This window comes from Knoellia sp. B-D-2 (assembly GCF_057714695.1).
Genome location: NZ_CM173189.1, coordinates 112,846 through 137,434 on the forward strand (window position 1 = coordinate 112,846; position 24,589 = coordinate 137,434).

Annotated in this window: 20 protein-coding genes and 2 riboswitches; of the genes, 6 read left to right on the top strand and 14 right to left on the bottom strand. The window is 72.9% G+C overall.

The genetic code is table 11. The features are described from left to right. Nucleotide 1 precedes the first annotated feature (1 nt). Together AC3EU2_RS00515 and AC3EU2_RS00520 are read left to right on the top strand one after the other, a co-directional pair. Nucleotides 2–1,267 (top strand): DUF58 domain-containing protein, encoded by a 1,266-nt coding sequence (locus AC3EU2_RS00515; protein WP_488177795.1) that lies wholly within the window; start codon nt 2–4, stop codon nt 1,265–1,267. Beyond that, nucleotides 1,264–3,579: a transglutaminase TgpA family protein gene (locus AC3EU2_RS00520; RefSeq protein ID WP_488177796.1), complete on the top strand. Its 2,316-nt coding sequence runs from the start codon at nt 1,264–1,266 to the stop codon at nt 3,577–3,579. The genes AC3EU2_RS00515 and AC3EU2_RS00520 overlap by 4 nt, the downstream gene beginning before the upstream one ends. Nucleotides 3,580–3,922: 343 nt before the next feature. Here the strand turns inward: AC3EU2_RS00520 and AC3EU2_RS00525 are convergent, their stop codons facing one another. The 6 genes from AC3EU2_RS00525 to AC3EU2_RS00550 form a co-directional block, all read right to left on the bottom strand. Beyond that, nucleotides 3,923–5,602: an RNA polymerase sigma factor gene (locus AC3EU2_RS00525; RefSeq protein WP_488177797.1), complete on the bottom strand. Its 1,680-nt coding sequence runs from the start codon at nt 5,600–5,602 to the stop codon at nt 3,923–3,925. 266 nt (nt 5,603–5,868) lie between these two features. Next, nucleotides 5,869–6,243, bottom strand: coding sequence for a universal stress protein (locus tag AC3EU2_RS00530; RefSeq protein WP_488177798.1), 375 nt, complete (start codon nt 6,241–6,243; stop codon nt 5,869–5,871). A gap of 94 nt (nt 6,244–6,337) precedes the next feature. Then, entirely contained in the window at nt 6,338–7,471 is a 1,134-nt protein-coding gene (gene metX / locus AC3EU2_RS00535) for a homoserine O-acetyltransferase MetX (protein ID WP_488177799.1), read from the bottom strand. Nucleotides 7,472–7,485: 14 nt separating this feature from the next. Beyond that, nucleotides 7,486–7,596, bottom strand: a riboswitch (SAM riboswitch). 61 nt (nt 7,597–7,657) lie between these two features. Then, complete coding sequence (locus AC3EU2_RS00540) at nt 7,658–8,722, bottom strand: DUF4192 domain-containing protein (protein ID WP_488177800.1); 1,065 nt, start codon at nt 8,720–8,722, stop codon at nt 7,658–7,660. 94 nt (nt 8,723–8,816) lie between these two features. Then, nucleotides 8,817–9,233: a YkvA family protein gene (locus tag AC3EU2_RS00545; RefSeq protein ID WP_488177801.1), complete on the bottom strand. Its 417-nt coding sequence runs from the start codon at nt 9,231–9,233 to the stop codon at nt 8,817–8,819. 3 nt (nt 9,234–9,236) lie between these two features. Further along, nucleotides 9,237–9,977 carry an EcsC family protein gene (locus tag AC3EU2_RS00550; RefSeq protein ID WP_488177802.1) on the bottom strand — a complete coding sequence of 247 codons (741 nt, stop codon included), beginning with the start codon at nt 9,975–9,977 and terminating at the stop codon, nt 9,237–9,239. A 130-nt stretch (nt 9,978–10,107) separates the two neighbouring features. Between AC3EU2_RS00550 and AC3EU2_RS00555 the strand changes: the two genes are divergently transcribed. After that, nucleotides 10,108–11,805 (top strand): DNA polymerase, encoded by a 1,698-nt coding sequence (locus AC3EU2_RS00555; RefSeq protein WP_488177803.1) that lies wholly within the window; start codon nt 10,108–10,110, stop codon nt 11,803–11,805. A 165-nt stretch (nt 11,806–11,970) separates the two neighbouring features. On the opposite strand, the gene AC3EU2_RS00560 is transcribed toward AC3EU2_RS00555, so the two are convergent. The 3 genes from AC3EU2_RS00560 to AC3EU2_RS00570 all read right to left on the bottom strand — a co-directional run bounded on the left by AC3EU2_RS00560 (nt 11,971) and on the right by AC3EU2_RS00570 (nt 17,684). Further along, nucleotides 11,971–12,879 carry a proteasome assembly chaperone family protein gene (locus AC3EU2_RS00560; RefSeq protein ID WP_488177804.1) on the bottom strand — a complete coding sequence of 303 codons (909 nt, stop codon included), beginning with the start codon at nt 12,877–12,879 and terminating at the stop codon, nt 11,971–11,973. A gap of 77 nt (nt 12,880–12,956) precedes the next feature. Continuing rightward, nucleotides 12,957–16,823 carry an ATP-dependent RNA helicase HrpA gene (hrpA, locus tag AC3EU2_RS00565; RefSeq protein ID WP_488177805.1) on the bottom strand — a complete coding sequence of 1,289 codons (3,867 nt, stop codon included), beginning with the start codon at nt 16,821–16,823 and terminating at the stop codon, nt 12,957–12,959. Between the two features lie 60 nt (nt 16,824–16,883). Then, nucleotides 16,884–17,684 (bottom strand): DUF2249 domain-containing protein, encoded by an 801-nt coding sequence (locus tag AC3EU2_RS00570; RefSeq protein WP_488177806.1) that lies wholly within the window; start codon nt 17,682–17,684, stop codon nt 16,884–16,886. Nucleotides 17,685–17,752: 68 nt separating this feature from the next. On the opposite strand from AC3EU2_RS00570, the gene AC3EU2_RS00575 reads away from it, so the two are divergent. Next, nucleotides 17,753–18,484, top strand: a complete 732-nt coding sequence (locus tag AC3EU2_RS00575; protein WP_488177807.1) for a helix-turn-helix transcriptional regulator — start codon at nt 17,753–17,755, stop codon at nt 18,482–18,484. Between the two features lie 27 nt (nt 18,485–18,511). On the opposite strand, the gene AC3EU2_RS00580 is transcribed toward AC3EU2_RS00575, so the two are convergent. The 3 genes from AC3EU2_RS00580 to AC3EU2_RS00590 all read right to left on the bottom strand — a co-directional run bounded on the left by AC3EU2_RS00580 (nt 18,512) and on the right by AC3EU2_RS00590 (nt 21,522). Then, complete coding sequence (locus AC3EU2_RS00580) at nt 18,512–19,717, bottom strand: hypothetical protein (protein ID WP_488177808.1); 1,206 nt, start codon at nt 19,715–19,717, stop codon at nt 18,512–18,514. Then, nucleotides 19,714–20,001 carry a WXG100 family type VII secretion target gene (locus AC3EU2_RS00585; protein WP_488177809.1) on the bottom strand — a complete coding sequence of 96 codons (288 nt, stop codon included), beginning with the start codon at nt 19,999–20,001 and terminating at the stop codon, nt 19,714–19,716. Before AC3EU2_RS00585 ends, AC3EU2_RS00580 begins: the two co-directional genes overlap by 4 nt. Nucleotides 20,002–20,184: 183 nt before the next feature. Further along, nucleotides 20,185–21,522 carry a bifunctional o-acetylhomoserine/o-acetylserine sulfhydrylase gene (locus tag AC3EU2_RS00590; RefSeq protein ID WP_488177810.1) on the bottom strand — a complete coding sequence of 446 codons (1,338 nt, stop codon included), beginning with the start codon at nt 21,520–21,522 and terminating at the stop codon, nt 20,185–20,187. Nucleotides 21,523–21,537: 15 nt separating this feature from the next. Further along, nucleotides 21,538–21,652: riboswitch (SAM riboswitch) on the bottom strand. Between the two features lie 86 nt (nt 21,653–21,738). On the opposite strand from AC3EU2_RS00590, the gene mgrA reads away from it, so the two are divergent. Then, nucleotides 21,739–22,785: an L-glyceraldehyde 3-phosphate reductase gene (gene mgrA / locus AC3EU2_RS00595; protein ID WP_488177811.1), complete on the top strand. Its 1,047-nt coding sequence runs from the start codon at nt 21,739–21,741 to the stop codon at nt 22,783–22,785. On the opposite strand, the gene AC3EU2_RS00600 is transcribed toward mgrA, so the two are convergent. Both AC3EU2_RS00600 and AC3EU2_RS00605 read right to left on the bottom strand, forming a co-directional pair. Next, nucleotides 22,754–23,191 (bottom strand): hypothetical protein, encoded by a 438-nt coding sequence (locus tag AC3EU2_RS00600; protein ID WP_488177812.1) that lies wholly within the window; start codon nt 23,189–23,191, stop codon nt 22,754–22,756. The two genes, mgrA and AC3EU2_RS00600, sit on opposite strands and share 32 nt — an antisense overlap. Next, nucleotides 23,184–23,546, bottom strand: coding sequence for a hypothetical protein (locus AC3EU2_RS00605; RefSeq protein WP_488177813.1), 363 nt, complete (start codon nt 23,544–23,546; stop codon nt 23,184–23,186). Before AC3EU2_RS00605 ends, AC3EU2_RS00600 begins: the two co-directional genes overlap by 8 nt. Nucleotides 23,547–23,617: 71 nt before the next feature. Here AC3EU2_RS00605 and AC3EU2_RS00610 point away from each other — a divergent pair, with 71 nt between their 5' ends. Then, entirely contained in the window at nt 23,618–24,505 is an 888-nt protein-coding gene (locus AC3EU2_RS00610; RefSeq protein ID WP_488177814.1) for an alpha/beta fold hydrolase, read from the top strand. Nucleotides 24,506–24,589 lie beyond the last annotated feature (84 nt).

A 24,589-nucleotide genomic window follows, 5' to 3' on the forward strand; every position in this document is an offset into this window, starting at 1 on the left:
GATGCGTCGGTTCCGCGAGTCACTCACCACCCGGGGCGCGGCCTTCCTCGCCTCGGGGATCGTCCTCGTCCTCGCGGGGCTCGCGCTGGGCCAGCACGACCTCAGCCGGATCGGCACCGCCCTGGTCGCGCTGCCGGTGCTCGCCGGCCTCCTCGGCCGCAGGCACGACCTCTCCCTCGTCGTCGAGCGGGTGGCCCGGCCCTCGCGCATCACCATCGACGAGCCGGCCGTCGTCGTCGTGTCGATCTCGAACCCGGCGACCGCGCGCGCCCCGATGCTGCTCGCCGAGGAGCACCTCGACTACTCCCTGGGTGACCGGCCCCGCTTCGTCGTGCCCGCACTCCACAGCGGCGCCTCGACCCATGTGGAGTATGCCGTCCGCGCCCACGCGCGCGGCGCCCACCGCCTCGGCCCGCTCGGCGTGCGCGTCCAGGACCCCTTCGGGCTGACGCTGCGGCACACCTCGATCAGCAGCCACGACGAGCTCCTCGTCCTGCCGCGCGTGGTCAACCTGGCCGACGGACGCGCGCTCGGGCGCGGCCTCGGGGCCGAAGGCTCGGTCCCGCACCGTGTCGCCCTCCACGGCGAGGACGACCAGTCGATCCGCGAGTACCGCGACGGCGACGACCTGCGGCGCATCCACTGGCCGGCGACCGCCCGCACCGGTGAGCTCATGGTGCGGCAGGAGGACCGGCCCGCGAAGCGTCGCGCGACGGTGCTGCTCGACACCCGGGTGCGGGCCCACGGGGGCAAGGGCCCGAGCGGGTCGCTGGAGTGGGCGGTGACGCTCGCGGCGTCGGCGGTCACCCACCTGCTCGACACCGGCTTCGCCGTCCACCTCCTCACCCCCGACCCGGGGCAGGAGTCCGGCGTCCGCGAGGACTCCCAGCTCGACCCCGCCCTCGAGACCCTCGCCCGGACGGTCGCCAGCGACGAGAGCGGGATCAACGGCATGCTCCACGCCGCGAGCGGTGCGACCGCCCAGGGCGGGCTCGTCGTCGCCGTGGTGGGCGCCCTCGACGACGCGTCGGCGCGCGCCCTGTCGTCCCTGCGCCAGCCCGGTGGACCGGGACTGGCCTTCGTCGTCGACCCCGACGGCTTCGGCCGCGGCGGGCCGCACCCCGGCACCGGCGACATCGACCCCCGGGCCACCTCGGCCGCCCTCGCCGCCGCCGGGTGGTCGGTCGTCACCGTGACGCCCGACCTCGACGTCGCCGACGCGTGGGCGACGGTCGCCGGCTCCCGCAGCCTCGTGGGTGCGCGATGAACCGCGCCCGGCCCATCGAGAGCCTGCTCGCGGCGATGGCGAGCTTCTGCGTCGCGCTGCCCCTGCTCACCCTGTTCGACGCGAACACGTGGATGCGCCCGAGCGTCGTCGTCATCGCCACCCTCGCCCTCGTCGGCGTCGCCCTCCGCTCGGTGACCACGTCCGCGTGGTCGCCGATCCTCGGGCAGGTCCTCGCGGGCTTCCTCATGGTGTCGTGGGTGCACGGACAGGGCCACCTCTACTACGGGTTCCTGCCCGGCATCGACACGGTGAGGTCGCTCGGGATCCTGCTCGGCGAGGCCCAGCAGACGGTGCTGACCTTCTCGGTCCCCGTCCCGACCGACCGCGGCATCGTCGTCGCCATCACCATCCTCATCGGGTTCACGGCCCTCGTCGTCGACGCCGTGGGGGTGACCCTGCGCGCGCCGGCCCTGGCCGGGCTCGGGCTGCTCACGGCATACCTCATCTCCGCGACGAACTCCGGTGACGGGCTGTCGTGGAGGTACTTCGTGCTCCCGGTGGCCTGCTGGCTCGCCCTGCTGGCGATGCAGGGCGTCGGCAGCGTGCGCCGCTGGGGCACCGCGGTCCCGCGCTCGGCCGACGGCGAGGGGCCCGACCCGGTGCTCGGTGTCGCCGGAACCGCCCGCCTGCTCGGAGTGAGCGCGCTCGCCCTCGCGATCGTCCTGCCCGTGGTGGTGCCGCACCTGCCCACCACGTTCCTCGCCGACGGGCTGGGTCGCTCCGAGGGCTCACGCGGCGGCGGCGCCGTCAGCCTCAACACGACGGTCGAGCTGCGCCGCTCCCTCCTGAGCCAGTCGCGGGCGCCCGTCGTCACGTACTCGACGACGACGAGCACCCCGGACCCGTTGCGGGTCGGCATCCTCACCGAGTACCGCCGGGGCGAGTGGAGCACGCGCTTCGAGGCCAACCGCGTCCTCACCGGCAACACCGAGCGCCTCCTCGCCTCCCCCGACGTCAAGGCGACCGACGTGACGATCGAGGTCCAGGAGAACCGCCTCTCGGCCCCGCAGATCGCCCTCCCCAGCCCGCTCAAGTCCGCCGACCTCGGCGACACGACGCTGCGCCGGAACTTCGTCGGCGGCTACGAGATCGACATGGACGCGACCCTTGAGGAGTACTCCGCGACCTACGCCCAGCTCGCCCCGACGGACGCCGACTTCGACGGTGACGGTGCTCGGCCGCAGGGATGGCAGGAGGGTGTCTACAGCGACATCGACGGTGAGGGGGTCGAGCGGCTCAACGAGCTCGTCGACTCGGTCGTCCCCGAGGGCTCCACGCCGCTCCAGACCGCCCGCCTGCTGCAGTCCCACTTCCGCAGCAGCCAGTACACGTACTCGTTGCAGCTGCCGACGCCCACCGACCCGGTGTCCGGGCGGGCGATGATGTCGGACCCGCTGTCGAACTTCCTCGTCTCGCGCACCGGCTACTGCGTCCAGTTCGCCACGGCTTTCATCATGGCTGCCCGGCTCAAGGGCATCCCCGCGCGCATGGCGATCGGGTTCCTCCCGGGCACCTTCAGCAACGGGTCGTACACGGTGCGCGCGAACGACGCTCACGCCTGGCCGGAGCTGTGGTTCTCCGACCTCGGCTGGACCCGCTTCGAGCCCACCCCCGGCGGACAGTCGGGTGCGGCGCCCACCTACAGCCTCACCCCCGCCACGGCCGTCCCGTCGGCGAGCGCGTCGGCGACGGCACCCACGGCCACGCCCACCCCGTCGATCAGCCAGCGCCCGGACAGCGACGCCGGTGCCGCCGCGGACGACGCGGCGACGCGCGGTGGGCCGCTCGCATGGCTCGGCGACAACGCCCTCGCCATCGTCGTCGCCCTCGCCACCGTCATGGCCCTGCTGCTCCTGCCGGTGGCGGCGTGGGCGCGACGACGCCGCCTTCGGCTCGAGGCTCGCGACGACGCCGAACGGGTCGAGGCCGACTGGGCCTCGCTCATCTCCCGGCTCGGCGACATCGGGATCGCGCCGCCGCCGGGGAGCACCCCGCGTCAGGCGGGGACCCGGCTGACCCACGACGCGATCCTCTCCGGGGAGCCGAAGAAGGCGATGGGACGCATCATCGCCACCGTCGAACGCGCGCGCTACGCCCCACCCCGCTCCGACATCCCCGACGTCAGTGCCGACGCGCGCACGGTGTGGCAGGCGGCGCTGTCCGCCCGCCAGCGCAGCGACCAGGCCCGGGCCTACCTCTTCCCGGCCGACGGCATCCGCCAGTGGAACGACGTCAGGGACGCCGTGGCCCGCTGGCCCCGGGATGCCTGGCGCCGCCTGCGCCGCGACTGACGCGCGACTGTGCCCTGACCTGCTCCAGCGAGGTCATGACGTCACCGCCCGCGAGCCACCTCTTGAGTCCGGTCCAGATCTTTCGTTCCTTGAGGCCGTCCACGGCTGACGACGGGCGCCAGGAAGCGCGTTCCCACCCCGGTCGGGTCGATGACGATGCTGCCGCTGACTCGTGCCATCAGCAGGTCCCTCCCCTCGTCAGCTCTGGTCGACGTGCTGGGCGAGTCCGTCCCCAGCCTCTCACCGCGCGGGTGACGGTGACCGGGCAACGACGAAGCGGGGTCCCCTCCGGCCAGAGGGGACCCCGCTTCCACCCTGCCCAAAGGACAGGACTGGCCACCTGTCAGTCGAGGTAGTCGCGCAGCGCCTGCGAGCGGCTCGGGTGACGGAGCTTGCTCATCGTCTTGGACTCGATCTGGCGGATCCGCTCACGGGTCACGCCGTAGACCTTGCCGATCTCGTCGAGCGTCTTGGGCTGGCCGTCGGTGAGGCCGAAGCGCATCGAGACCACGCCGGCCTCGCGCTCGGAGAGGGTGTCGAGGACCGAGTGCAGCTGCTCCTGGAGGAGCGTGAAGCTCACGGCGTCGGCCGGGACGACCGCCTCGGAGTCCTCGATGAGGTCACCGAACTCGCTGTCGCCGTCCTCGCCGAGGGGCGTGTGCAGCGAGATGGGCTCGCGGCCGTACTTCTGGACCTCGACGACCTTCTCGGGCGTCATGTCGAGCTCGAGCGCCAGCTCCTCGGGGGTGGGCTCGCGACCGAGGTCCTGGAGCATCTGGCGCTGGACGCGGGCCAGCTTGTTGATGACCTCGACCATGTGGACCGGGATGCGGATGGTGCGCGCCTGGTCGGCCATGGCGCGGGTGATGGCCTGACGGATCCACCACGTCGCGTAGGTCGAGAACTTGTAGCCCTTGGTGTAGTCGAACTTCTCGACCGCACGGATGAGCCCGAGGTTGCCCTCCTGGATGAGGTCGAGGAAGAGCATCCCGCGACCGGTGTAGCGCTTGGCCAGCGAGACGACGAGGCGCAGGTTGGCCTCGAGGAGGTGGTTCTTCGCGTTCTTGCCGTCCTGGGCGATCCACCACAGCTCGCGCTTGAGCTTCATGTCGATCTTGTCGCCGGAGTTGAGGCGCTCCTCGGCGAACAGGCCGGCCTCGATGCGCTTGGCGAGCTCGACCTCCTGCTCGGCGTTGAGGAGGGCGACCTTGCCGATCTGCTTGAGGTAGTCCTTGACCGGGTCGGCGGTGGCGCCGGCGGTGACGACCTGCTGGACGGGCGCGTCCTCCTCGTCGTCGTCACGCAGGACGAAGCCACCGGTGCTCTCGGGTGCGGTGTCGGCCTTGGCCTTGTCGCCCTCGCCGTCCTCGGAGTCGCTGTCGTCGTCACCGTCGACCTCGGCGGCGACCGCGGCCACGTCGACCTCGCCGACCTTGGCGAGCTCGGCCGGGTCGACGTCCTCGACCTCGGCGTCCCCGGTCCCCGCAGCGGTGCCGTCGGCGGCCTTGGCTGCAGCCTTCTTGGCGGCCGTCTTGCGCGCCGGCGCGGCCTTCTTGGCCGGCGCGGCGGCAGCGGCGGCGGCCGTCTTGGTCGTCGCGGCCTTGGCAGTGGTCTTCTTGGCAGCCGTCTTCGCGGCAGGGGCCCCGTCCGCGGCGGTCGCCTTCGTGGCGGCGGCCTTGGCGGGTGCGGCCTTCTTCGCGGGCGCGGCCTTGGTGGTGGTCGCGGCGGCCTTCTTCGTCGCGGCCGCCTTCTTCGTCGCGGCCGACGTCGTCTTCTTGGCGGACGCCTTGGCAGCGGCGGCCACGGCCTTGTCGGGGGCGGTCATGACGACCTCGATGCCCTGGCCGGCGAGCGCGCTGAGGACGATGCGCCCCCTGTTGGCGCGCACCCCCGCGGCGGTGATGGCCTGCGCCACCTGCTCACCGGTGACCTGACCGCCGGTGCGTCCGGACCGGACGAGGTCCTGGAGGGCGGGGTGGCTGAACTCGGCGGGGAGGGGCGTCTCGGAGGCGTTCGTGGACACAGGCGACACCGGCAACCTTTCGTCACGGGGGAGGGCTCGGTGGTGCTCACGCGTGAGCGGAGCACCGACCGGCTGATCGACTTGGTGCACCTTCTGACGTGACCCACAGGGGTGAGAATCGGTCGTTGCTCGAAGGGTGCTTCACCATTATAAATCGCTGCGACCCCCCAGCCCTATTCCTGGGGGGTCGCAGGCGATTCCACGCGGGGGGTACACCGGCTCGAGACGGCTCGGAACCGGGGCAGCCGGCGGTGCGGCGGGGGTGCTCAGCTCTTGACGGCGAGCACGGGGCAGGGGGCGTCGAGCAGGATGCGCTGCGCGTTGGAGCCGAGGATGAGCTTGCCGACCGGGGTGCGTCGCCGCAGGCCGATGACGATGAGCTCGGCGCCGATCTCCTCGGCCACGGCGATGAGGTCCTCGGCGGGCTCGTTGCCGCGGATGAGCTGGCGGACCGTGACGGTGACGCCCTTGCCCTTGAGGTCGTCCCCCAGACGCTGGAGATCCTCGGAGTCGTTCCCGGCACCGTCCCGGTTGGAGTTGATCACGACGAGGTCCGTCTTGCGCAGGACGGCTTCCTCTCCGGCCCGAGCCAGGGCGGCCGCGCCTTCCTTGGTCGGGATGTATCCCACGACGATCGCCACGAGCGTCTCCTCTGTCTCAGGTCAGCCCCATGGGGCTCTCTGGCGTGGACGCTACCGGAGAACGTGACGCTTGACACGGACGTCGAGCACGCTGTCAGCCGTGGGGAGCAGCGAGCGCGTCGCGGATGATCTCGCCGACCCGCTCGATCTCGATGAGGAAGCCGTCATGGCCGAACCGCGAGGTCACTCTTCGCTGGATCGTGCCGGGGCGCAGGGCGGCGATCTCGTCGGAGAGCCGCTCCGGGTAGAGCCGGTCGGTGTCGACACCGGCGACGACGAGGCGTCCGGTGAAGGCCGCGAGCGCCGCGGCCACTCCCCCGCGACCCCGGCCGACGTCGTGGCTGTTCATCGCCTCGCTGAGGACGACGTAGGAGTTGGCGTCGAACCGCGCCCCGAGCTTGCCGGCGTGGTGGTCGAGGTAGGACTCCACGGCGAAGCGACCCCCGCGGCGCAGCGGCTCCTCGCCGGGCTGGGCCACCCGGCCGAAACGCTCGGCGAGCTCGCCCTCGTGGCGGTAGGTGACGTGCGCGATCCGTCGCGCGATGCCCAGGCCGTCGGACGGGACGACGCCGTGCGCGTAGTAGTCGCCACCGTGGAAGTGCGGGTCACTGCGGATCGCCAGGAGCTGCGGCTGGCACCACGCGATCTGGTCCGCCGTCGCGTAGGCCGTCGACGCCAGCACGATGCACGTCGCCACCCGGTCCGGGTGGCTCGTCGCCCACTCGACGGCCCGCATGCCGCCCATGGAGCCGCCGAGGACGCCCGCCCACCGGCTCACCCCGAGCTGGTCGGAGAGCAGGGCTTCGACAGTGACCTGGTCGCGGATCGTGATGGCCGGGAAACGGCTCCCCCACGGCAGGCCGTCCGGGGCGTCGCTCGACGGGCCGGTGGTGCCCTGGCAGCCACCGAGCACGTTGCTGGCCACGACGTAGAAGCGGTCGGTGTCGAGCGGCCGGCCCGGGCCGATGAGCCCGTCCCACCATCCGGGAGTGGGGTGACCGTCCCCGACCGGGCCCTCGACGTGCGAGTCGCCGGTGAGCGCGTGCTCGACGAGGACGGCGTTGTCCCGCGCCTCGTTGAGGACGCCCCACGTCTCGTACGCCACGGTGACGTCGGGCAGCGAGCCGCCGAGCTCGAGCCGGACGGGGCCGATCGAGGTGAGCTGTCGACGCCCCAGCGGGTCGCCGGGGCGCCAGAACGCCGCCGTCGGCAGGTCGGTGATGGTCATCGGAGGTGCTCCTCGGATCGCGCTTGCCCGTCGGGTGCCGACGGACCGTGTCTTCACCCGGGGCACCCCACCGCGAGGAGGGTTGCCGCCCAGCAAGCCGGGGCTTGTCGCTGGGACTCATGACCTGGGGCCGAGTCTAGGACTCGCGACGGCGTCGACCCAGCCCTGTCCGCTCCGTGAGAGCACTCAGGCGGCGACGTCCGACCACTGCCGCCGCGGACGAACCTGGAACTCGATGAGCCGGCCGAGGTACTCGGCCAGGGTGTAGTCCGGCTGCACCCGCAGCGCCCGGGCCACGGCGTCCCCGGCGGTCGAGCCGTTGCCGAGTCCCCACGCCACGCACGCGGTGACCGTGCAGATCGCCGCGGCGTCCCGGGCGCACTCGTCCGGGACCCGTCTGGTGAGGGACAGGAGTCGCTGGAGGACCGCCCGCGACCACGTCGCGCGGCACACCGGGCCGGCGGGTGCGGCGGCGGTCAGCAGCGTCGAGGACGCGTCGTCGACGAGGTCGAGCGGGAACATCACCGCCGACATCCACGCGACGAGCGCGTCGCGCCACTGCTTGTCGCGCAGCGAGCGGAGCATCCGGGCGACGTCGGCGTCGGTGGCCTCGAACCTCTCGCCACGGGTCCCCTCGGGGGCGAGCACCCGCGCCCAGAGGTCGGGCACCGGGTCGCCGGCGTCCGCGCCCGCCTCGTCCAGCCGGTCGAGCGCCTCCCCCACCCCGGCACTCGCGGCCCGGTCCTCGGCGACGAGGGCGCTCACCTCGTCGCGGCTCGCGAGCGGAGCGCTGCCGTTGACGACGAGCTCGGCGACGGCGGGCACGCGGGAGGGGTCGGGCAGCGCGTGACCGGTGAGGTGGCCCGGGACGAGCCCGTCGAGGGAGCGCGGCGACGGGCGGCAGCAGGCGCCCCACCAGGAGTCGTCGCGGACGACGACGTGGTCGATGATCCCCACCCCTGCCCGCCGCAGGCCCGCATGGAGCCGGTGCCGCACCGTGCGCGACTCCCCCGGCACGGACTCGTAGCCGACGATGAGCGCGAGGTCGGGCTCGACCCGCAGCAGGCTCGCGAGGAACTGCGCGGCGAGAGCCGCGGCGTCACGCTCACGGGGCAGGTCGGTGCGCGCGACCGGGCCGAGCGCCTTGGCGCGCACCGTCGCGACGACGACGCAGTCCTCGAGCTGGTGGCCGAGCTGGTGCGGGAGGACGGCGAGGAACTCGCCGGTGGTCGTGATCTTCACTGAGGTCATGACCCCAGCGTCGGAACTCCCGCGCTGTCCCGGGAAGGGTCAGCTCACGCGCCTGTGGAGCGCGGACGGCATACGGGACGGCTGTGGACGACCGTCACGCACGAGGTGAGGACGAAGCGTCACGGGGGGCGTCGTCGACGACCTCGCCCGGCACCGTGGCCCCGTGGCCGGAGCCGCGCCCGGTGGACCGCTCCCACGCGAGGAAGTCCTCGGTCTCGGTGACGAGCTGCGCGGCCAGCCAGGAGCCCACCACGGCGTCGTCGGCGAGACCGAACGCGCCGAGCAGGGCCTCGGGGAGCAGGTCGACCGGCGAGACGAGGTAGCCCGCCGCGCCGAGCATGAGGGCCAGCCGCCCGAAGGAGGTGCCGGTGTACTCACCGCTGCGGACGGCCCGGACGAGCCGCGGCATGGCCTGGGCCCGTTCCACCATCGACGGGCCGCCGGGGCGGGTCGCGATGCGCACGGCCGTCGCGAGGCTCTTGAAGGTCGCGACCTTGGAGTGCAGTGCCACGGCTCAGACCCCCGCGATCTGCGCCGTCGCCGTCGGGAACTCGCGGCGGGCGTTGTCGGAGATGCGCTTGATGAGCCAGCCGTCGAGGCCGGCACCGACGACCCCACCGACGATCGGCACGTTGCGACCGAAGCGGCTGAACGTCTTGCGGCCGGCGGTCGAGAGCAGGCGGAAGCCGACGGCCTTGTTGAGGACCATGAGGGCCGGGCCGGGCAGCCGCTGCGCGGCGAGGCTGGTGAGGCGGCCGGTCGGCGAGACCATGCCTGCCTTGGCGAGCAGGTCCTCCGCGTCGGCGCCCACGAGCGTGAGGAGGACGGCGGTGCGGATCTGCGGCGTCGTGATGTCGTGACCTCGCAGCGACGCGACGGACGCCGTCATGCGGGTCGCGAGGAGGTAGAAGCCGAGCACGTTGGCCGGCAGCGCCACCGGCAGGGTGATGAAGCCGCCGAGGCTCGTGACGAACCCTCCGGCCGCGGCGAGCTTGAGGTGGCTCTTGATGACGTCGTCGACCGCAGCCTCGACGTCGCCGCCGTTCTTCTTCAGGGCCGAGGCGGCGACGTCGGCGGCCGGGTCGAACGGGCCCTTGCCGACGATGCCGGTGTCGAGGAGGTTCTCGACGATCCTCGCGGCCTGGTTGCCGACGAACCCCTGGTCCTGCTTCCCGGCCTGCGCCTGCTCGAGCGCGGACGTGGTCTGCGCGGCCTGGCCCTTGGCCTCGTCCTTGCCGAATCCGAAGAGTCCCACGGTGTCCTCCTGTGGCCGCCCGGTCCGACCGGGTGCCGTTGCGATCTGATGACTGCGTCGATCCTGCCACGTCAGCGGGGGTGAACCGCCCGGCGTCGTGGTGTCGTCGTCCTCACCTAGGCTTCGCCCCATGTCCCACCCCGGCGGCCCCGTCGACCTCGTCGCCGCCGTCGTCCACGGGGGCCGCGCCGCCCTCGTCGGCGCCGACGTGCGCGTCGTCGGGTCGGTGGCGGAGGTGGCGCCGCGGATGGCCGGTCTCGCGGCCACGTCCGGTCCGCGCTGGGTCTGGTGGTCCGCGCGGTATGCCGGTGAGCTGGTGTCCGCGGTCGGCTCACCGCTCGCTCGGGCCTGGGACCTCGCGGAGGCGCACCGGGTGCTCCACGGCGGCTGGAAGGCCGAGCCGGGACGCGTCTGGGCGGCGGCGCACGGGGTCGCGCTGTCGACGATGCCGGAGCCGTCGGCCGGTGACCTCTTCGACTTCTCCGCGGCCGACGAGGTCGGCCCCGACGACCTCGTCCGCGGTGACGGGCACCTGCGTGCCGACGCGGCGTCCGGGTGGCTCGAGACCGACGAGCGCCTGCTCGCCTGGGCCGGCGCCGCACTCGACTGCGCCGTGCGGCAACGCGACCGGGCGCAGGAGCTCAGCCCGCGGACCGTGGGCACCGTGCACTCCGAGTCGGCGGCGGCCCTCCTGTGCCTCGAGCTCGAGTGGGGCGGGCTTCCGGTCGACCGACCGGTGATGGAGGCGCTCATCGCCGACTTCGCCGGGCCCCGGGCGGCCTCGGAGGAGGCAGCAGCGGTGGCGCGGCGCGAGCGCGACGCCCTCGTGCTGCGTCACGTGCCCGGGCGCGAGTCGACCGACCTGCGCAACCCGCAGCAGGTGCGCGACATGCTCGCCGGCGTCGGGGTCGACGTGCCCAACACGCGCAAGTGGGTGCTCGACGCCTACCGGCAGGTGCATCCGATCGTCGACGCGCTGCTCGAGTGGCGCAAGGCGGAGCGGATCTCCACGACCTACGGCTACCGCTGGCTCGACCAGTGCGTCGGCGCCGACGACCGGCTGCGCGGCGGCTGGACCGCGTGCGACGGCGCGGCCGGGCGGATGACGGCCGAGAACGGGCTGCACAACCTCCCGGCCGCGCTGCGGTCCGGGGTGGCGGCGCACCCTGGGCACGTGTTCGTCCGGGCCGACCTCGGCCAGATCGAGCCGCGGGTGCTCGCGGTGGTGTCCGGGGACCCGGTGTTCGCCGAGGCGACCCGGGCCGACGACCTGTACGCACCGGTGGCGTCACGGCTGGGCGTCGAGCGACCGGTCGCGAAGATCGCCGTGCTCGCCGCGATGTACGGCCAACGCAGCGGCGCGGCCGGCGAGGCGCTGCGCGGGCTGGAGCGGGCCTACCCGGTGGCGATGGGCCTCCTGGACCGGGCCTACGAGTCGGGGGTTCGGGGCGAGCCGCTGCGGACGTTCGGCGGGCGGCTCATCCCCACGGGGCGCTTCCTCGCGACCTCACCGGTCGGCGCGGACCCGGCGCTCGACGCGGCGCGAGGGCGGTTCGCGCGCAACGCCATCATCCAGGGCGCCGCGGCGGAGCTCTTCAAGGCGTGGGCGGCGACGGTGCGGGCGCTGGCCGGTCCCCTCGGCGGCGAGATCGTGCTGTGCCTGCACGACGAGCTGCTCGTGCACGCCCCTGCCGAGAAGGCGGAGGAGGTCGCGGCCCTCGTGGACCGGGCCCTGGTCGACGCGTCCCGGCGCTGGGCCGCCGGCGCACCCGTCCGGTTCGTCGCCGACACCTCCGTCATCACCCGCTGGTCCGACGCCAAGGCCTGACCTCCACCCCCCAACTTATTGCGCATACCGGCCGGGGCAACCCGACTTATTGCGCATTGTGCACCCCACCGCGGTCGGCGCACCTTCGCTGGAACGGTGCACAATGCGCAACAAGTCGGGGGTGGGGGCCGGCTGGGGGGGGCAGGCGGCGCCCTCGAGTCCGGGTCAGTCGTCGCTGACGTTGCGGAGGAACTCCTCGATGTCCGCGCCGAGCTCGTCGGCCGACGGGAGGTCCTCGGCCTCGGTGGCGAGCAGGCTGGGCCGCTCCTGCCCCGAGACGAACGCGTCGTACTGCTGCTCCAGCGCGCTGACGATCTGCCCGGCCTCGGCGTTGTCGTCGAGCTCGGAGGCGATCTCGCGGTTGTTCACCCCGGCCTTGGCGATGAGGTCGTCGTTGGGCAGGTTGAGCCCGGTCGAGTCGGTGATCGCGTTGAGCGCGGCGAGCGCACCCTCGGCCCACTCGGCCTGGGCGAGGTACTGCGGCACGTGGATCGCGAAGCCCAGCGCGTCGCGCCCGGCCTCACCGAGGCGCAGCTCGAGCAGCGCCGGGAACGAGGCCGGCACCTGCACCGTCCCGAAGGGCGACTCCTTGTCGCCGACGAGGCGCGGGTCGGTCGCGTGGGCGGTCATGCCGACCGGCCGGGTGTGCGGCACGCCCATGGGGATGCCGTGGCTCGTGACGACGAGGGTGATGCCGAGGACCTGCATGAGCTGGCGGATCGCCTCGATCGTGCGCTCCCACTGGAAGTCCGGCTCGGGCCCGGTGAGCAGGTAGTACGTCTGCCCGTCACGGTCGGCCATCCGGTACAGCACCATCGACGGGTCGGCGTAGCTCTCCCACCGGTTCCGGTCGAACACCATGGCGGGGCGGCGGCCGCGGTAGTCGAGCAGCGCGTCGACGTCGAACGTCGCGACGACCTCCGCCTCGGTGGTGTCGACGAGGTGCGTGCCGAGGATGCGCTGGATGTTTCCGGCGTCGATGAAGGCGCCGAGCAGCACGATGAGCGCGCCGGGGCGACGCGTCGGCGGCGAGGCGTCGAGCTCGAAGCGATAGAGGTCAGACGGGTTCTGCACGGGAACAGCCTCTCAGGGGGGTCACGTCTGAAGTCAAACGTGCGGGTCGCCGTGGAGATTCCCACGACCGCGTCGGGTCATCGGGTCACGGCGGCGATGGCCTGCCGCACGCGCTTCTCGCTCACCGGGTGGGCCGTCCCCAGCGACTGCGCGAACAGGCTGACCCGCAACTCCTCGATCATCCAGCCGATGTCGCTCACCTCGGGCGCGCGGCGTGCCGCCTGCGGGAGCGCGTCGAGGAGGTCGGCGTATGCCGTCTCGACGCCGTCGACCTGCGCCTGCAGCTGGGGTTCCCGCGCGTTCGCCGGCGCCTTCTCGAGGCGCTGCAGCATCGCGCGGAGGTAGCGGTGGAGGTGCGGCAGCCGGGCCAGGCCGCTGTCGGCGACGAAGCCGGGGCGGACGAGCCCGTCGAGCTGCGCGCGCACGTCGGCACTGGTGAGGGCCAGGGTGCGGGCCGCGGCACCGGAGTCGACGGCGTCGAGGTGGCGGCGCACCTGCGCGGCCAGCGCCAGCACCGGCTCGACCGCCTCGATGACCTGGAGCACCCGGGTGACGACATGGGTGCGCACCGCCGTGTGCGCAGTGTCGAACTCGTCGCGGGTGCGCACCTCCGCACGGGCCTGCTCGGCGACGATCGAGTCGACGGCCGCGGCGAGGCAGTCCTCGAGCAGGGCGGGCACGGAGCCGTGCGGGTTCTGGCCGAGCGCGAGCTTCTGGGCGTTGGTCAGCTTCGCGAGCACGCGCTTCCACGGAGCGGTGGTGTTGAGCAGCAGGAGCCGGCGCACCCCCGCGCGGTGCGCGGCCTCGGCCGTCGTGGCGTCGTCGAGGACGCGCAGCGCCACCGACGTCCCCTCGTCGACGAGCGCGGGGAAGCCCTGGACGGTGTGGCCGGCCGAGCGCCCCTCGAACGTGCGGGGCACGACGTCCACGGTCCACGCCGTGAGTCCCGAGCGCTCGATCGTCGCGCCCGCCTTGGCGAGCCGCTGGCGGACGGCACCCTGCGAGGTCGGGCGCAGCGCGTCGAGGTCCTTGCCGCGGGCCACCAGGCGGCCGCCCGGCCCCTCGACCGCGAAGGTCGGGCGCAGGTGGTCGGGCACCCGGTCCCAGTCCCACTCGTCGGGAGGGATGCCCACCCCGGTGCGGTCGCGGAGCACCCGCGCGAGCTCGTCGGTGAAGGAGCGTCCCGACGCCTGGTCGGCACCGACCAGCGCGGCGCGGGCGTGGTCGGGCGTCGGCACGAAGTGGCGGCGGGTGGCCTTGGGCAGCGACTTGAGCAGCGCGACGGCGAGGTCCTCGCGCAGCCCGGGCACCTGCCAGTCGAACCCGTCCGCGGTGACCCGGTTGAGGACCGCCGTCGGGATGTGGACCGTCAGGCCGTCGGCGTCGTCGCCCGGGGAGAACTGGTAGGTGAGGTCGAGCTCGAGGTCGCCCTGGCGCCACGTGCGCGGGTAGTCGCCTGCGGACACGGCGTCGGCGTCTTCCCGGGTGAGGAGCGCCTCGGTGAAGGTCAGCAGGTCAGGGTGGCGTCGCTGCTCCCCGCGCCACCACTTGTCGAAGTGGCGCACGGACGTGACGTCGGCCGGGATGCGGGCGTCGTAGAAGGCGAAGACGACCTCGTCGTCGACGATGAGGTCGCGGCGGCGGGCGCGCTCCTCGAGCTCCGAGAGGCGTTGCAGCAGAGCCGTGTTCGCCTTCCAGAACGTGTGGTGGGTGTCCCAGTCCCCCTCGACGAGGGCGTGGCGGATGAAGAGGTCGCGCGCCTCCACCGGGTTGATCCGCGAGTACTGCACCGTGCGGTCGACGACGAGCGGGACGCCGTAGAGGGTCACCCGCTCGGAGGCCACGACCGCGCCGGCGGACTTCGACCAGCGCGGCTCGGAGACCGTCCGCTTGACGACGTGCGCGCCGAGCTCCTCGGCCCACAGCGGGTCGATGGCGGCGTTGACCCGGGCCCACAGGCGGGTGGTCTCGACGAGCTCCGCGGCCATGACGACGTCCGGCTGCTTGCGGAACAGGCCCGACCCGGGGTTGATGCCGAAACGCGAACCGCGCGCGCCGGCATACTCACGCTTCTGCTCGTCCCGGACGCCGACGTGCGACAGGAGGCCGGCGAGCAGCGCCTGGTGGACGCGGTCCCAGTCGGGCTCGCCACCCTCCGACGCGGTCGTCAGCTCGGGGTCGATGCGCGCCGACTTGCACGCCGAGCGGAGCTGCTGGTGGAGGTCCTGCCACTCGCGGATCCGCAGGTAGTGGAGGAACTCGGCCTTGCACATGCGGCGGAAAGCGCTGCTGGACAACGCTTTCTGCTGCTCCTTGAGGTAGCGCCAGAGAGCGTGGAAGCCGGCGAAGTCGGAGGTCTCGCTCTTGAACCGGGCGTGCTGCTGCTGTGCCTGCGCCTCCTTGTCGACGGGTCGCTCTCGCGGGTCCTGGATGGACAGCGCGGCGACGATGACGAGGACCTCCTTGGTGCAGCCCAGCCGGCCGGCCTCGATGAGCATCCGTCCGAGGCGTGGGTCGAGCGGCAGCCGGGCCAGGGTCTTCCCGTATGCCGTGAGCCGCCTCTCGCCGCGCCTCCCCTCCCCCTCGCGCAGGGCGTGCAGCTCCTCGAGGAGCCGGACGCCGTCGGCGATCTGCTTCGCGTCAGGCGCGTCGACGAACGGGAAGCGGGCGATGTCGCCGAGACCCAGAGCCGTCATCTGGAGGATGACCGAGGCGAGCGAGGTGCGCAGGATCTCCGGCTCGGTGAACTCGGGCCGGCTCGCGAAGTCCTCCTCCGCGTAGAGGCGGACCGCGATGCCGTCGGCGACGCGCCCGCACCGACCGGAGCGCTGCGCAGCACTGGCCTGCGAGATGGGTTCGATGGGGAGCCGCTGGACCTTGGTGCGCTGGGAGTAGCGCGAGATGCGGGCCGTGCCGGTGTCGATGACGTAACCGACGCCGGGCACGGTGAGCGACGTCTCGGCGACGTTGGTGGCGAGGATGATCCGGCGCCCGCTCCCCCGGCGGAAGACGCGGTGCTGCTCGGCGGCGGAGAGCCGCGCGTAGAGCGGGAGGATCTCGGTCCGGGGCAGGTTCATGGCGCCGAGGGCGTCGGAGGCGTCGCGGATCTCGCGCTCACCCGAGAAGAACACGAGGATGTCGGTCGCGCTGTGCCCGGGCGGGGTCTCGGTCCACAGCTCCTCGACGGCGTCGCAGACGGCCGTGACCTGGTCGCGCTCCTCGGTCACCTCGCCGCCCTCGGCCCGCTCGACGAGCGGGCGGTACCGGACCTCGACCGGGTAGGTGCGGCCGGACACCTCGATGACCGGGACCTCGCGCACGACGTTGCCGCGCAGGTCGGTCGAGAAGTGCCGGGCGAAGCGGGCGGGGTCGATCGTCGCCGAGGTGATGACGACCTTGAGCTCGGGTCGGCGTGGGAGGAGCGACTTGAGGTAGCCGAGGATGAAGTCGATGTTGAGGGAGCGCTCGTGGGCCTCGTCGATGATGATCGTGTCGTAGCGGCGCAGGTCGCGGTCGCGCTGCATCTCGGCGAGGAGGATGCCGTCGGTCATGACCTTGACCCGGGTGCGGTCGCTGCTGTGGTCGGTGAAGCGCACCTGGTAGCCGACGAGGTCGCCGAGCTCGACCTGCATCTCCTCGGCGATGCGCTCGGCGACGGAGCGCGCCGCGATCCGTCGGGGCTGGGTGTGGCCGATCTGCCCGGCGCTCCCGAGGCCGAGCTCGAGGCACATCTTGGGGATCTGGGTGGTCTTGCCCGAGCCGGTCTCGCCGGCGATGACGACGACCTGGTGCTCACGCAGGGCGGCGAGGATGTCGTCGCGGCGCTCGACGGCGGGGAGCTGCTCGGGGTACCTCAGCAGGGCGGGGTCGACGGGCCCCCGCCCGTCCGGCCCGCGCTCGACGGGGCCGTCGGTGACGACCCCTCCCTGCTCTCGCTCCGGCACGTGCCCAAGAATAGGTCGGACGCCCCCCTGGCCACGTCGGGCCCGCGGGCGGCCGGCTCCTCAGGCAGCGGCGACGCGCAGGAGCCGGAGGCGCCACGCGTCCGGCCCGCGCTCGACGTACTCGACCGTGAACACCCCGGGCGCCCGCTCCTCCAGCTGCCGCAGGAGCGGCAGGGGGTCGTGCGGCGCGACGAGGACGAGGCCGCCACCGGGCTCCACCGCGTCCAGGGCCCCGAAGATCGTGGCATGCCGGATCGCGTGCGGGACGCTGCGGGCGTCGAGCTCGGGAAGGTCCGGGCCGTCGCTCTCGCCGCAGGTGCACCCGCCGCCGCACGAGCCACCCTCGGCTGCCGGCACCGCCTCGGCATGGTGGTGGTCGTCGTGACCGCCGAGCAGGTCGTGCATCCCCGCGAGCGCGTCGGCGAGGGAGACCCCCGGGCTCGCGGCGAGCAGCGGAAGGATCTGGTCGTTCTCCTTGGCGAGGTGGCTGTCGAAGGTCACGCCCAGCGCGCGCGCCTCGGCGGCGGCGTGCACGCGGTCGGGCGCGGACCGGAGCGACTCGACGAGCCCGATGATGAGCCGGTGCTCCACGAGCATGGCCTCGACGAGCAGCCGCCCCCGTGCGTCCCGGTGGGCCAGGGGGTACATGGCTTCCTCCTCCGCCTTCGCGTGCGGCACGAGGTCGGCCTCGGCCCACCGGACGAGCTCGTCGCGTGCCGCGAGCGCGCGTCGGTCGTCGGACGCGTCGAGGATGCTTGTGACGTGGGTGAGCAGGGTGCCGGCCATCTGCGCATGGTGCGCCACGACCGCCTCGACAGCGGCTGAGTCCTGAGCGGTGCTGGCGACGACGACGGTGTCCACGGTCGAACCTTCCCTGCTGGGCACCACCCCGGTGGCGGTGCCGTCATCTATTTAATACACTCCTTTCCGTGATTAATCCACCTGCGGCCCCGGACTCCCTCGCCGCCCGCATGGCAGCGGGCTTCGGTCCGAGCCCGACGACGGCCAGCAGGGTCCGTGAGGCTCCCGGCCGAGCCGCGGCCGCGGTGCTCGGCACCCTCGAGGGACGCGGCGCGGCCGTCGGCGTGGCGGAGCTCGCGGAGGCGACCGGTCACCACCCCAACACGCTGCGCGAGCACCTGGACGCGCTCGTCGGGGCCGGGCTCGCCGAACGCTCACGGGCGGCGGCGTCCGGACGAGGCCGGCCGGCATGGCTGTATGCCGCCGTGCCGGCTCCCGCGTCCGGCTCACCGGAGTACGCCGCCCTGGCCACCGCGCTGGCGCTGCAGCTCGCGCGCACGAGCGACGACGCCCGTGAGGAGGCCGCGACGGCCGGTCACGCGTGGGGCGAGCGGCTGGCCGACGCAGTGCGCCCTCGTCCACGGAGCGCGGCTGCCGCGCGGCGCGGGGTCGTCGGTGTGCTCGACGGACTCGGTTTCGCCCCGGACGCGGACGAGGGTGCGAGCGAGGTCCGGCTCCGGCAGTGCCCGCTGCTCGAGGCCGCCCGTGAGCAGCCCGACGTCGTCTGCTCGGTGCACCTCGGCATCGTCCGGGGAGCGCTTGGCACTTGGGGTGCCGAGAGCGGGGAGGTCACCCTCGTGCCCTTCGCCGAACCCGGGGCCTGCCTGCTCCACGTCGGCAGGCCCGGGCGAAGCAACTGATCCTGCTGCGCCGCCTGCCGGTAGCGGTCAGCGAGGCAGGCCCGAGCGATCGGGGGCCTCGTCGGTCACGGCACCGGTGGCCGCGGAACGGGCCGGAGGGACAGCGCGCTCGAGCGTGACCCCGGCGACGAACATGCGCTGCGCGCCGGCTCCCCCGGCCGTCGCGGCCCGCCAGTCGTCGAGGAACGCCTCGTCCACGCGTCGACGCGCCAGCGCCGTCGCCCGGGCGCGCCAGACCTGCGCCTTCTGGCCGAGAGGGAGGTTCTTCGTCGGCGGCATGGCCGGCAGGGGGTCCAGCGGCACGACCATCCGGCTGGGTGGGACGGCGCCGTCGAGGGTCCGGGCGAGGCGCGGGTGGGCGCGGTGGAGCTCGTCGCGGGTGCCGACGACGACGCGCTCACGGGGGGTCAGGCTCTCGCCGACGTAGCCGCGCCGCCCGTCGGCGAGGCTGGACGTGGCACGCGAGCCGGCGAGCGCGCCGGTCCTCAGCCCCTGGGCGCCGACACCGAGGGCGCGAGCGCCCGCGTTGGTCCCGAGCTTCTTCCAGCTGCCCTCGCCGTAGAGGACGAGCAGGCCGACCTGGCTGACCGTGCCCACGACGTCGGCGACCGTGCCGAGCGCTGCGGTGACGGAGGTGCGGCGCAGCGCCGGCGGGACCGCGGCGAGCTCTTCGGCGAACCCGTCCGCGCTGGCGAACGCGGAGTAGTGCCACGGGTCGTCGAGGACGTCGTCGGCCAGGGCCCGCAGGCGGCGGGCGAGGTGCCGGTCCGCGTCCCGGAAGTCCTCCCAGACTCGCGCATGGCGCCGTTCGGCCTCCACCACCCGCCCCATGGCCTCGCCCTGTCGGCGCCGGACCGCCTCTGCGGCAACCGGATCGGCGGTGACAGCAACCGCCAGATCCTCCAGCATCCGGTGGTCCCGCAGGGCGGCCTGGTGGCCCTCGCTCGACACCCGGGCCCGGTGTTGGACCGTCTCGAGCGCATCGGCGAAGGTCATCAGCGCGAGGGCGGCACCGGCATACCGGTCGATGAGCGCGTCGACGACGGGAGGTGACTGCTGCACGGCAGCCTCGAAGACCTCACCGGCCGGGCTGTCCCACGAGGCCCCGGCCCTGATGCCGGTGAGGACGCCGTTGACCTGCGCGAGCCGGGCGGCACCGGACCGCAGTGCGCGGGCGATCTCGCGGACGGACTCGGGGTCGCCCTCGACCGGTGCGAGGACCCGCTCGGTCACCGGGTCGACCCGCCGAACATCCGCCCGACGTCCGTCTCGGTCTCGACGTATGCCGTCCCGGCCACCTCGGCCTTGTCGCCCAGGTCCCGCAGGGACTCGGCCAGCGCCAGCCGGGTGCGGCGCCAGCCCGACAGGAGGTGGTCGAACGCGTCGGAGGCCTCGCCACCGCCGAGCGCCCAGCGGTCGACGGAGCCGTCGCGGGTCGCCTCGAGCCCGTGCGCGACCTCGCCGAGCGACACACCGAGCGCGGCGATCACCTCGGCGGAGATCCGCATCCGAGTCATGCCCCCGACGCTAGAACCACCCCTCACCCCACCGAGAGGTTGTCCACACCCTCCCAGCCCCCCGGGTCTGCGACTTATTGCGCATTCCGCTCCTACGCGACCGACTGATTGCGCATTCCGTGTACGGAATGCGCAATCAGTGCCGGTCGCAGGAGCGGAATGCGCAATAAGTCGGGTGGTGGGTCAGGCGGCCTTGGCGGCGACGAAGCCGAGCTCGAGGTCGGCGAGGATGTCGTCGATGTGCTCGATCCCGACCGAGAGACGGACGAGCCCGGGCGTCACCCCGGCGGCGAGGCGGTCGGCGTCCCCGCCCTGGGAGTGGGTCGTCGAGGCCGGGTGGATGACGAGCGAGCGCACGTCGCCGAGGTTCGCGACGTGGGAGTGCAGCTGGAGGGCCTCGACGAAGCGCTTCCCGGCCTCCGCCCCACCGGCGATCTCGAACGCGAGGACCGCGCCGGACCCCTTGGGGGTGTACTTGGCCGCCAGCTCGAAGAACGGGTCGCCGGGCAGGGACGCCCAGCGCACCGACTCCACCTGCTCGTGCGCGTCGAGGAACTCCGCCACCGCCCTGGTGTTCTCGAGGTGCCGGTCGATCCGCAGGCTGAGGGTCTCGACCCCCTGGGCGATGAGGAAGGCGTTGAACGGCGCGACCGCCGGCCCGAGGTCGCGCAGCAGCTGCACCCGCGCCTTAAGGATGTAGGCGAGGTTCGCGCCGAGCGCGCCCCCGACGCCGAGGTCCCGCGCGAAGACGAGCCCGTGGTAGCTCTCCTCCGGTGTGTTGAAGTTGGGGAACTTCTCCGGGTCGGCGCCGAAGTCGAACGTGCCGCCGTCGACGATGACCCCGGCGATGGTGGTGCCGTGGCCGCCGAGGTACTTCGTCGCCGAGTGGACGACGATGTCGGCCCCCCACTCGAGCGGGCGCAGCACGTAGGGCGTCGCGACGGTGTTGTCGACGATGAGCGGGACCCCCGCCTCGTGGGCGACCGCGGCGACCGTCTCGATGTCGAGGATCTCCACCTTGGGGTTCGAGATCGTCTCGCCGTAGAAGAGCTTGGTGTTGGGGCGCACCGCTGCTCGCCACGACTCGGGGTCGGTGGTGTCCTCGACGAAGGTCACCTCGATGCCGAACTTCGGCAGCGTGTACTTGAGCAGGTTGAACGTGCCGCCGTAGAGCGAGGGCGAGGCGACGACGTGGTCGCCGGCCTCGGCGATGTTGAGGATCGCGATCGTCTCCGCCGCCTGGCCGGAGGCGACGAGCAGCGCCCCGACACCACCCTCGAGCGAGGCGATGCGCTGCTCGACGGCGTCCTGCGTCGGGTTCATGATCCGGGTGTAGATGTTGCCGAACTCCTTGAGCGCGAACAGGTTCGCCGCCTGCTCGGTGTCCTTGAAGACGTAGGAGGTCGTCTGGTAGATCGGCAGCGCCCGGGCGCCGGTGGCGCTGTCCGGGGCCTGCCCGGCGTGGATCTGCCGGGTCTCGAAGGACCAGTGGGGGGTTCCGGAAGTGGCGTCGTCGGCCATGGCCTTGCTCCTTGTGTGCCGTGCTTGCGGCCGCCGGTCGACGTGCCGCCAGGTCCTCACCCGGGGCACCCCACCGCGGTAGGAGGGTTGCCGGCCAGCGAGCCGGGGCTTGTCGCTGGCACTCATGACCTGCGACAACGGTAGCCACCGGTGCCCACCCTTCGACACGACCGTCTCTCATCGTGGACTGGGCGCGGACCGGGCATGATGGGCGGCATGACCTTCCACGTCGATGAGTACAAGGCGGCCGCGGGCCGCTACCGCGCCGGTATGCCGTACCGCCGGGTCGGTCGGTCCGGTCTCGACCTGCCCGCGATCTCGCTGGGCCTGTGGCACAACTTCGGTGACGACGTGCCGCTCGAGCGCCAGCAGGCGATCCTGCGCCGCGCGTTCGACAAGGGCGTCACCCACTTCGACCTCGCGAACAACTACGGGCCGCCCTACGGCAGCGCCGAGCGCAACTTCGGCACGCTCTTCGCCCGCGACTTCAGGCCCTACCGCGACGAGATCGTCATCAGCTCCAAGGCCGGCTACGACATGTGGCCCGGCCCCTACGGCCAGGGCGGCGGCGGCCGCAAGTACGTCCTCGCCAGCGCCGACCAGTCGCTGAAGCGCATGGGCCTCGACTACGTCGACATCTTCTACAGCCACCGCTTCGACGAGACGACGCCGCTCGAGGAGACGATGGGAGCGCTCGACTCGCTCGTGCGACAGGGCAAGGCGCTCTACGTCGGCATCTCGTCCTACTCCGGGCCGCGCACCCGCGACGCGGTCGAGATCCTCCGGTCGATGGGCACTCCCCTCCTCATCCACCAGCCGTCGTACTCGATGCTCAACCGGTGGGTCGAGGAGGACCTGCTCGACGTCCTCGGTGAGACCGGCGTCGGCTGCATTGCCTTCTCCCCGTTGGCCCAGGGGATGCTGACGAGCAAGTACCTCAAGGGCATCCCCGAGGGCTCGCGCGCCTCGCAGGGCAAGAGCCTCAGCCCCGACCTGCTCACGCCCGAGTCGCTCAAGCACGTGCGGGCGCTCAACGCGATGGCCAAGAAGCGCGGGCAGAGCCTCGCGCAGATGGCGCTGTCCTGGGCCCTGCGTGACGACCGTGTCGCGTCGGTGCTCGTCGGCGCCTCGAGCGTCGAGCAGCTCGACGACAACCTGCTCGCGGTCAGGAACCTCAGGTTCAGCGAGGCCGAGCTCAAGGCCATCGACAAGCACGCCGTCGAGGCGGGCATCAACCTCTGGGCGACGTCCTCGGGCCACTGAGGTCGCGCGCCGCCGAGCGCACGCGGTTGAGCCACCAGATGCCGAGCACCGGCAGGACCAGTGGCACGTAGCCGTAGCCGGAGCCGAAGTGCGACCAGACGGTCTTGTCCGGGAAGGCGTCGGGGACGGCATACGACAGCGCCCCGACGACGAGGACACCGACGAGCTCGACCGTGCACGCGAGCAGGGCGACCCGCGTGCTCGCGCGGTCGCCGCGCACCATCCCGACCGTGGCGACGACGTAGATGAGCGCGGCGAGCGCGGAGAGCAGGTAGGCGAGCGGTGCCCGCGAGAAGTACTCGGCGATCTGGAGGATCGAGCGCCCGGTCGCCGCGAGCGCGAGGACGCCGTACACGGCGACGAGGATGCGGCCGGGGCCGCGGGCCGGGTGCAGCTGCTCAGGCATGGATGTCCCAGATCTGCTGCAGGCGCAGCGTCATGACGGCCACGGCGAACGCCCCGACGGCGACCGCGCTCATCGCCCAGCGCGTCTTGTCCTTGATCGCGCCCCACAGGGTGAGGGCGAGGACGAACGGCAGGGTGAGGAGGTATGCCGCGAACGTCGCCTTGCGCTCCCCCGTGTCCAGGTCGCCGATGCCGACGAGGCCGCGGACGAGCTGCACGAGCACGCCGAGCTCGACGAGGGCGGCCAGGCCGAGCAGCCAGTCGTTGATGAGCTTGTCGAACAGCGCGTAGGCCAAGGCGACGACGCAGAGCAGCATCGCTGCGGCGACGAGCCCTTGGGTGAGCGGGGTCAGCACGAGGCGAAAGCCTACGTCGCGTTGCTCACCCCTTCGGTTACCGGCCGGTTCGGCGGTGGTTGGATGCCGGTATGACTTCCGCAGAGATCGGCGACGTGCGGATCGAGTACGTCATCGACGGTCCCGACGACGGCGAGCCGATGCTGCTCATCATGGGGATGGGCGCGCAGCTCGTCGCGTGGCCGCCGGACTTCGTCGAGATGCTCGTGGAGCGCGGCTTCCGGGTCATCCGCTACGACAACCGCGACCAGGGGCTCTCGACGTTCACCGACACGCCCCCGCCGACCCGGGGCGCCGTGGCCAAGGGCCTGGCGGCCCGGCGCTGGGCCATCGCGGACTACACGCTGAGCGACCTCGCCGACGACGCCGCCGGGCTGCTCGACCACCTCGGGATCGCGTCAACGCACGTCGTCGGGGTGTCGATGGGCGGGATGGTCGCGCAGGAGCTGACCCTGAAGTTCCCCGAGCGGGTCCGGTCACTGACCTCGATCATGTCGAACACCGGGCACCGCCGGCACGGGCGGACCTCCGCGCGGTTGCTGCCGGCCCTCATGCGCCAGATCCGGGCCGCCGCACCGACGACGCGCGAGGAGGCCATCGAGCGGGGGGTGCAGGCGTTCCGGGTCATCGCCGGGCACGACTTCGACGAGGACGAGATGCGTCGCATGGCCGAGGCGCACGCCAGCCGTGGGGCGCAGACGGCCGTGAGCCGGGACCGCCAGCTCAACGCGATCAACGCCTCCCCCGACCGGACGGCGCGGCTGGCCGAGGTGAAGGTCCCCACTCTCGTCATCCACGGCCTGCAGGACCAGCTCGTGCTGCCCAGCGGCGGCGTGGCGACGACGCGGGCGATCCCGGGGTCGCGGCTGCTCCTCTTCCCCGAGATGGGGCACGACCTGCCCCGCGGCCGTCGGGTGGAGATGGCCGACGCGATCGCCGAGAACGCCCGCCGCGCCTAACTCGCCAATTCCCCGGTTAGGGACGCGACACGCCGGCAGACCCGGCGCCCCGACACGCGCGGGACCGGCCGGACCGCGCTCGGC

Bases quoted from the DNA above. Each gene is read 5' to 3' on its own strand.
- AC3EU2_RS00515 (WP_488177795.1), top strand. From the start codon at position 2: ATGCGTCGGTTCCGCGAGTCACTCACCACCCGGGGCGCGGCCTTCCTC.
- AC3EU2_RS00520 (WP_488177796.1), top strand. From the start codon at position 1,264: ATGAACCGCGCCCGGCCCATCGAGAGCCTGCTCGCGGCGATGGCGAGC.
- metX (WP_488177799.1), bottom strand. From the start codon at position 7,471: ATGACCATCACCGACCTGCCGACGGCGGCGTTCTGGCGCCCCGGCGAC.
- AC3EU2_RS00540 (WP_488177800.1), bottom strand. From the start codon at position 8,722: ATGACCTCAGTGAAGATCACGACCACCGGCGAGTTCCTCGCCGTCCTC.
- AC3EU2_RS00555 (WP_488177803.1), top strand. From the start codon at position 10,108: ATGTCCCACCCCGGCGGCCCCGTCGACCTCGTCGCCGCCGTCGTCCAC.
- AC3EU2_RS00585 (WP_488177809.1), bottom strand. From the start codon at position 20,001: ATGACTCGGATGCGGATCTCCGCCGAGGTGATCGCCGCGCTCGGTGTG.
- AC3EU2_RS00590 (WP_488177810.1), bottom strand. From the start codon at position 21,522: ATGGCCGACGACGCCACTTCCGGAACCCCCCACTGGTCCTTCGAGACC.
- mgrA (WP_488177811.1), top strand. From the start codon at position 21,739: ATGACCTTCCACGTCGATGAGTACAAGGCGGCCGCGGGCCGCTACCGC.
- AC3EU2_RS00600 (WP_488177812.1), bottom strand. From the start codon at position 23,191: ATGCCTGAGCAGCTGCACCCGGCCCGCGGCCCCGGCCGCATCCTCGTC.
- AC3EU2_RS00610 (WP_488177814.1), top strand. From the start codon at position 23,618: ATGACTTCCGCAGAGATCGGCGACGTGCGGATCGAGTACGTCATCGAC.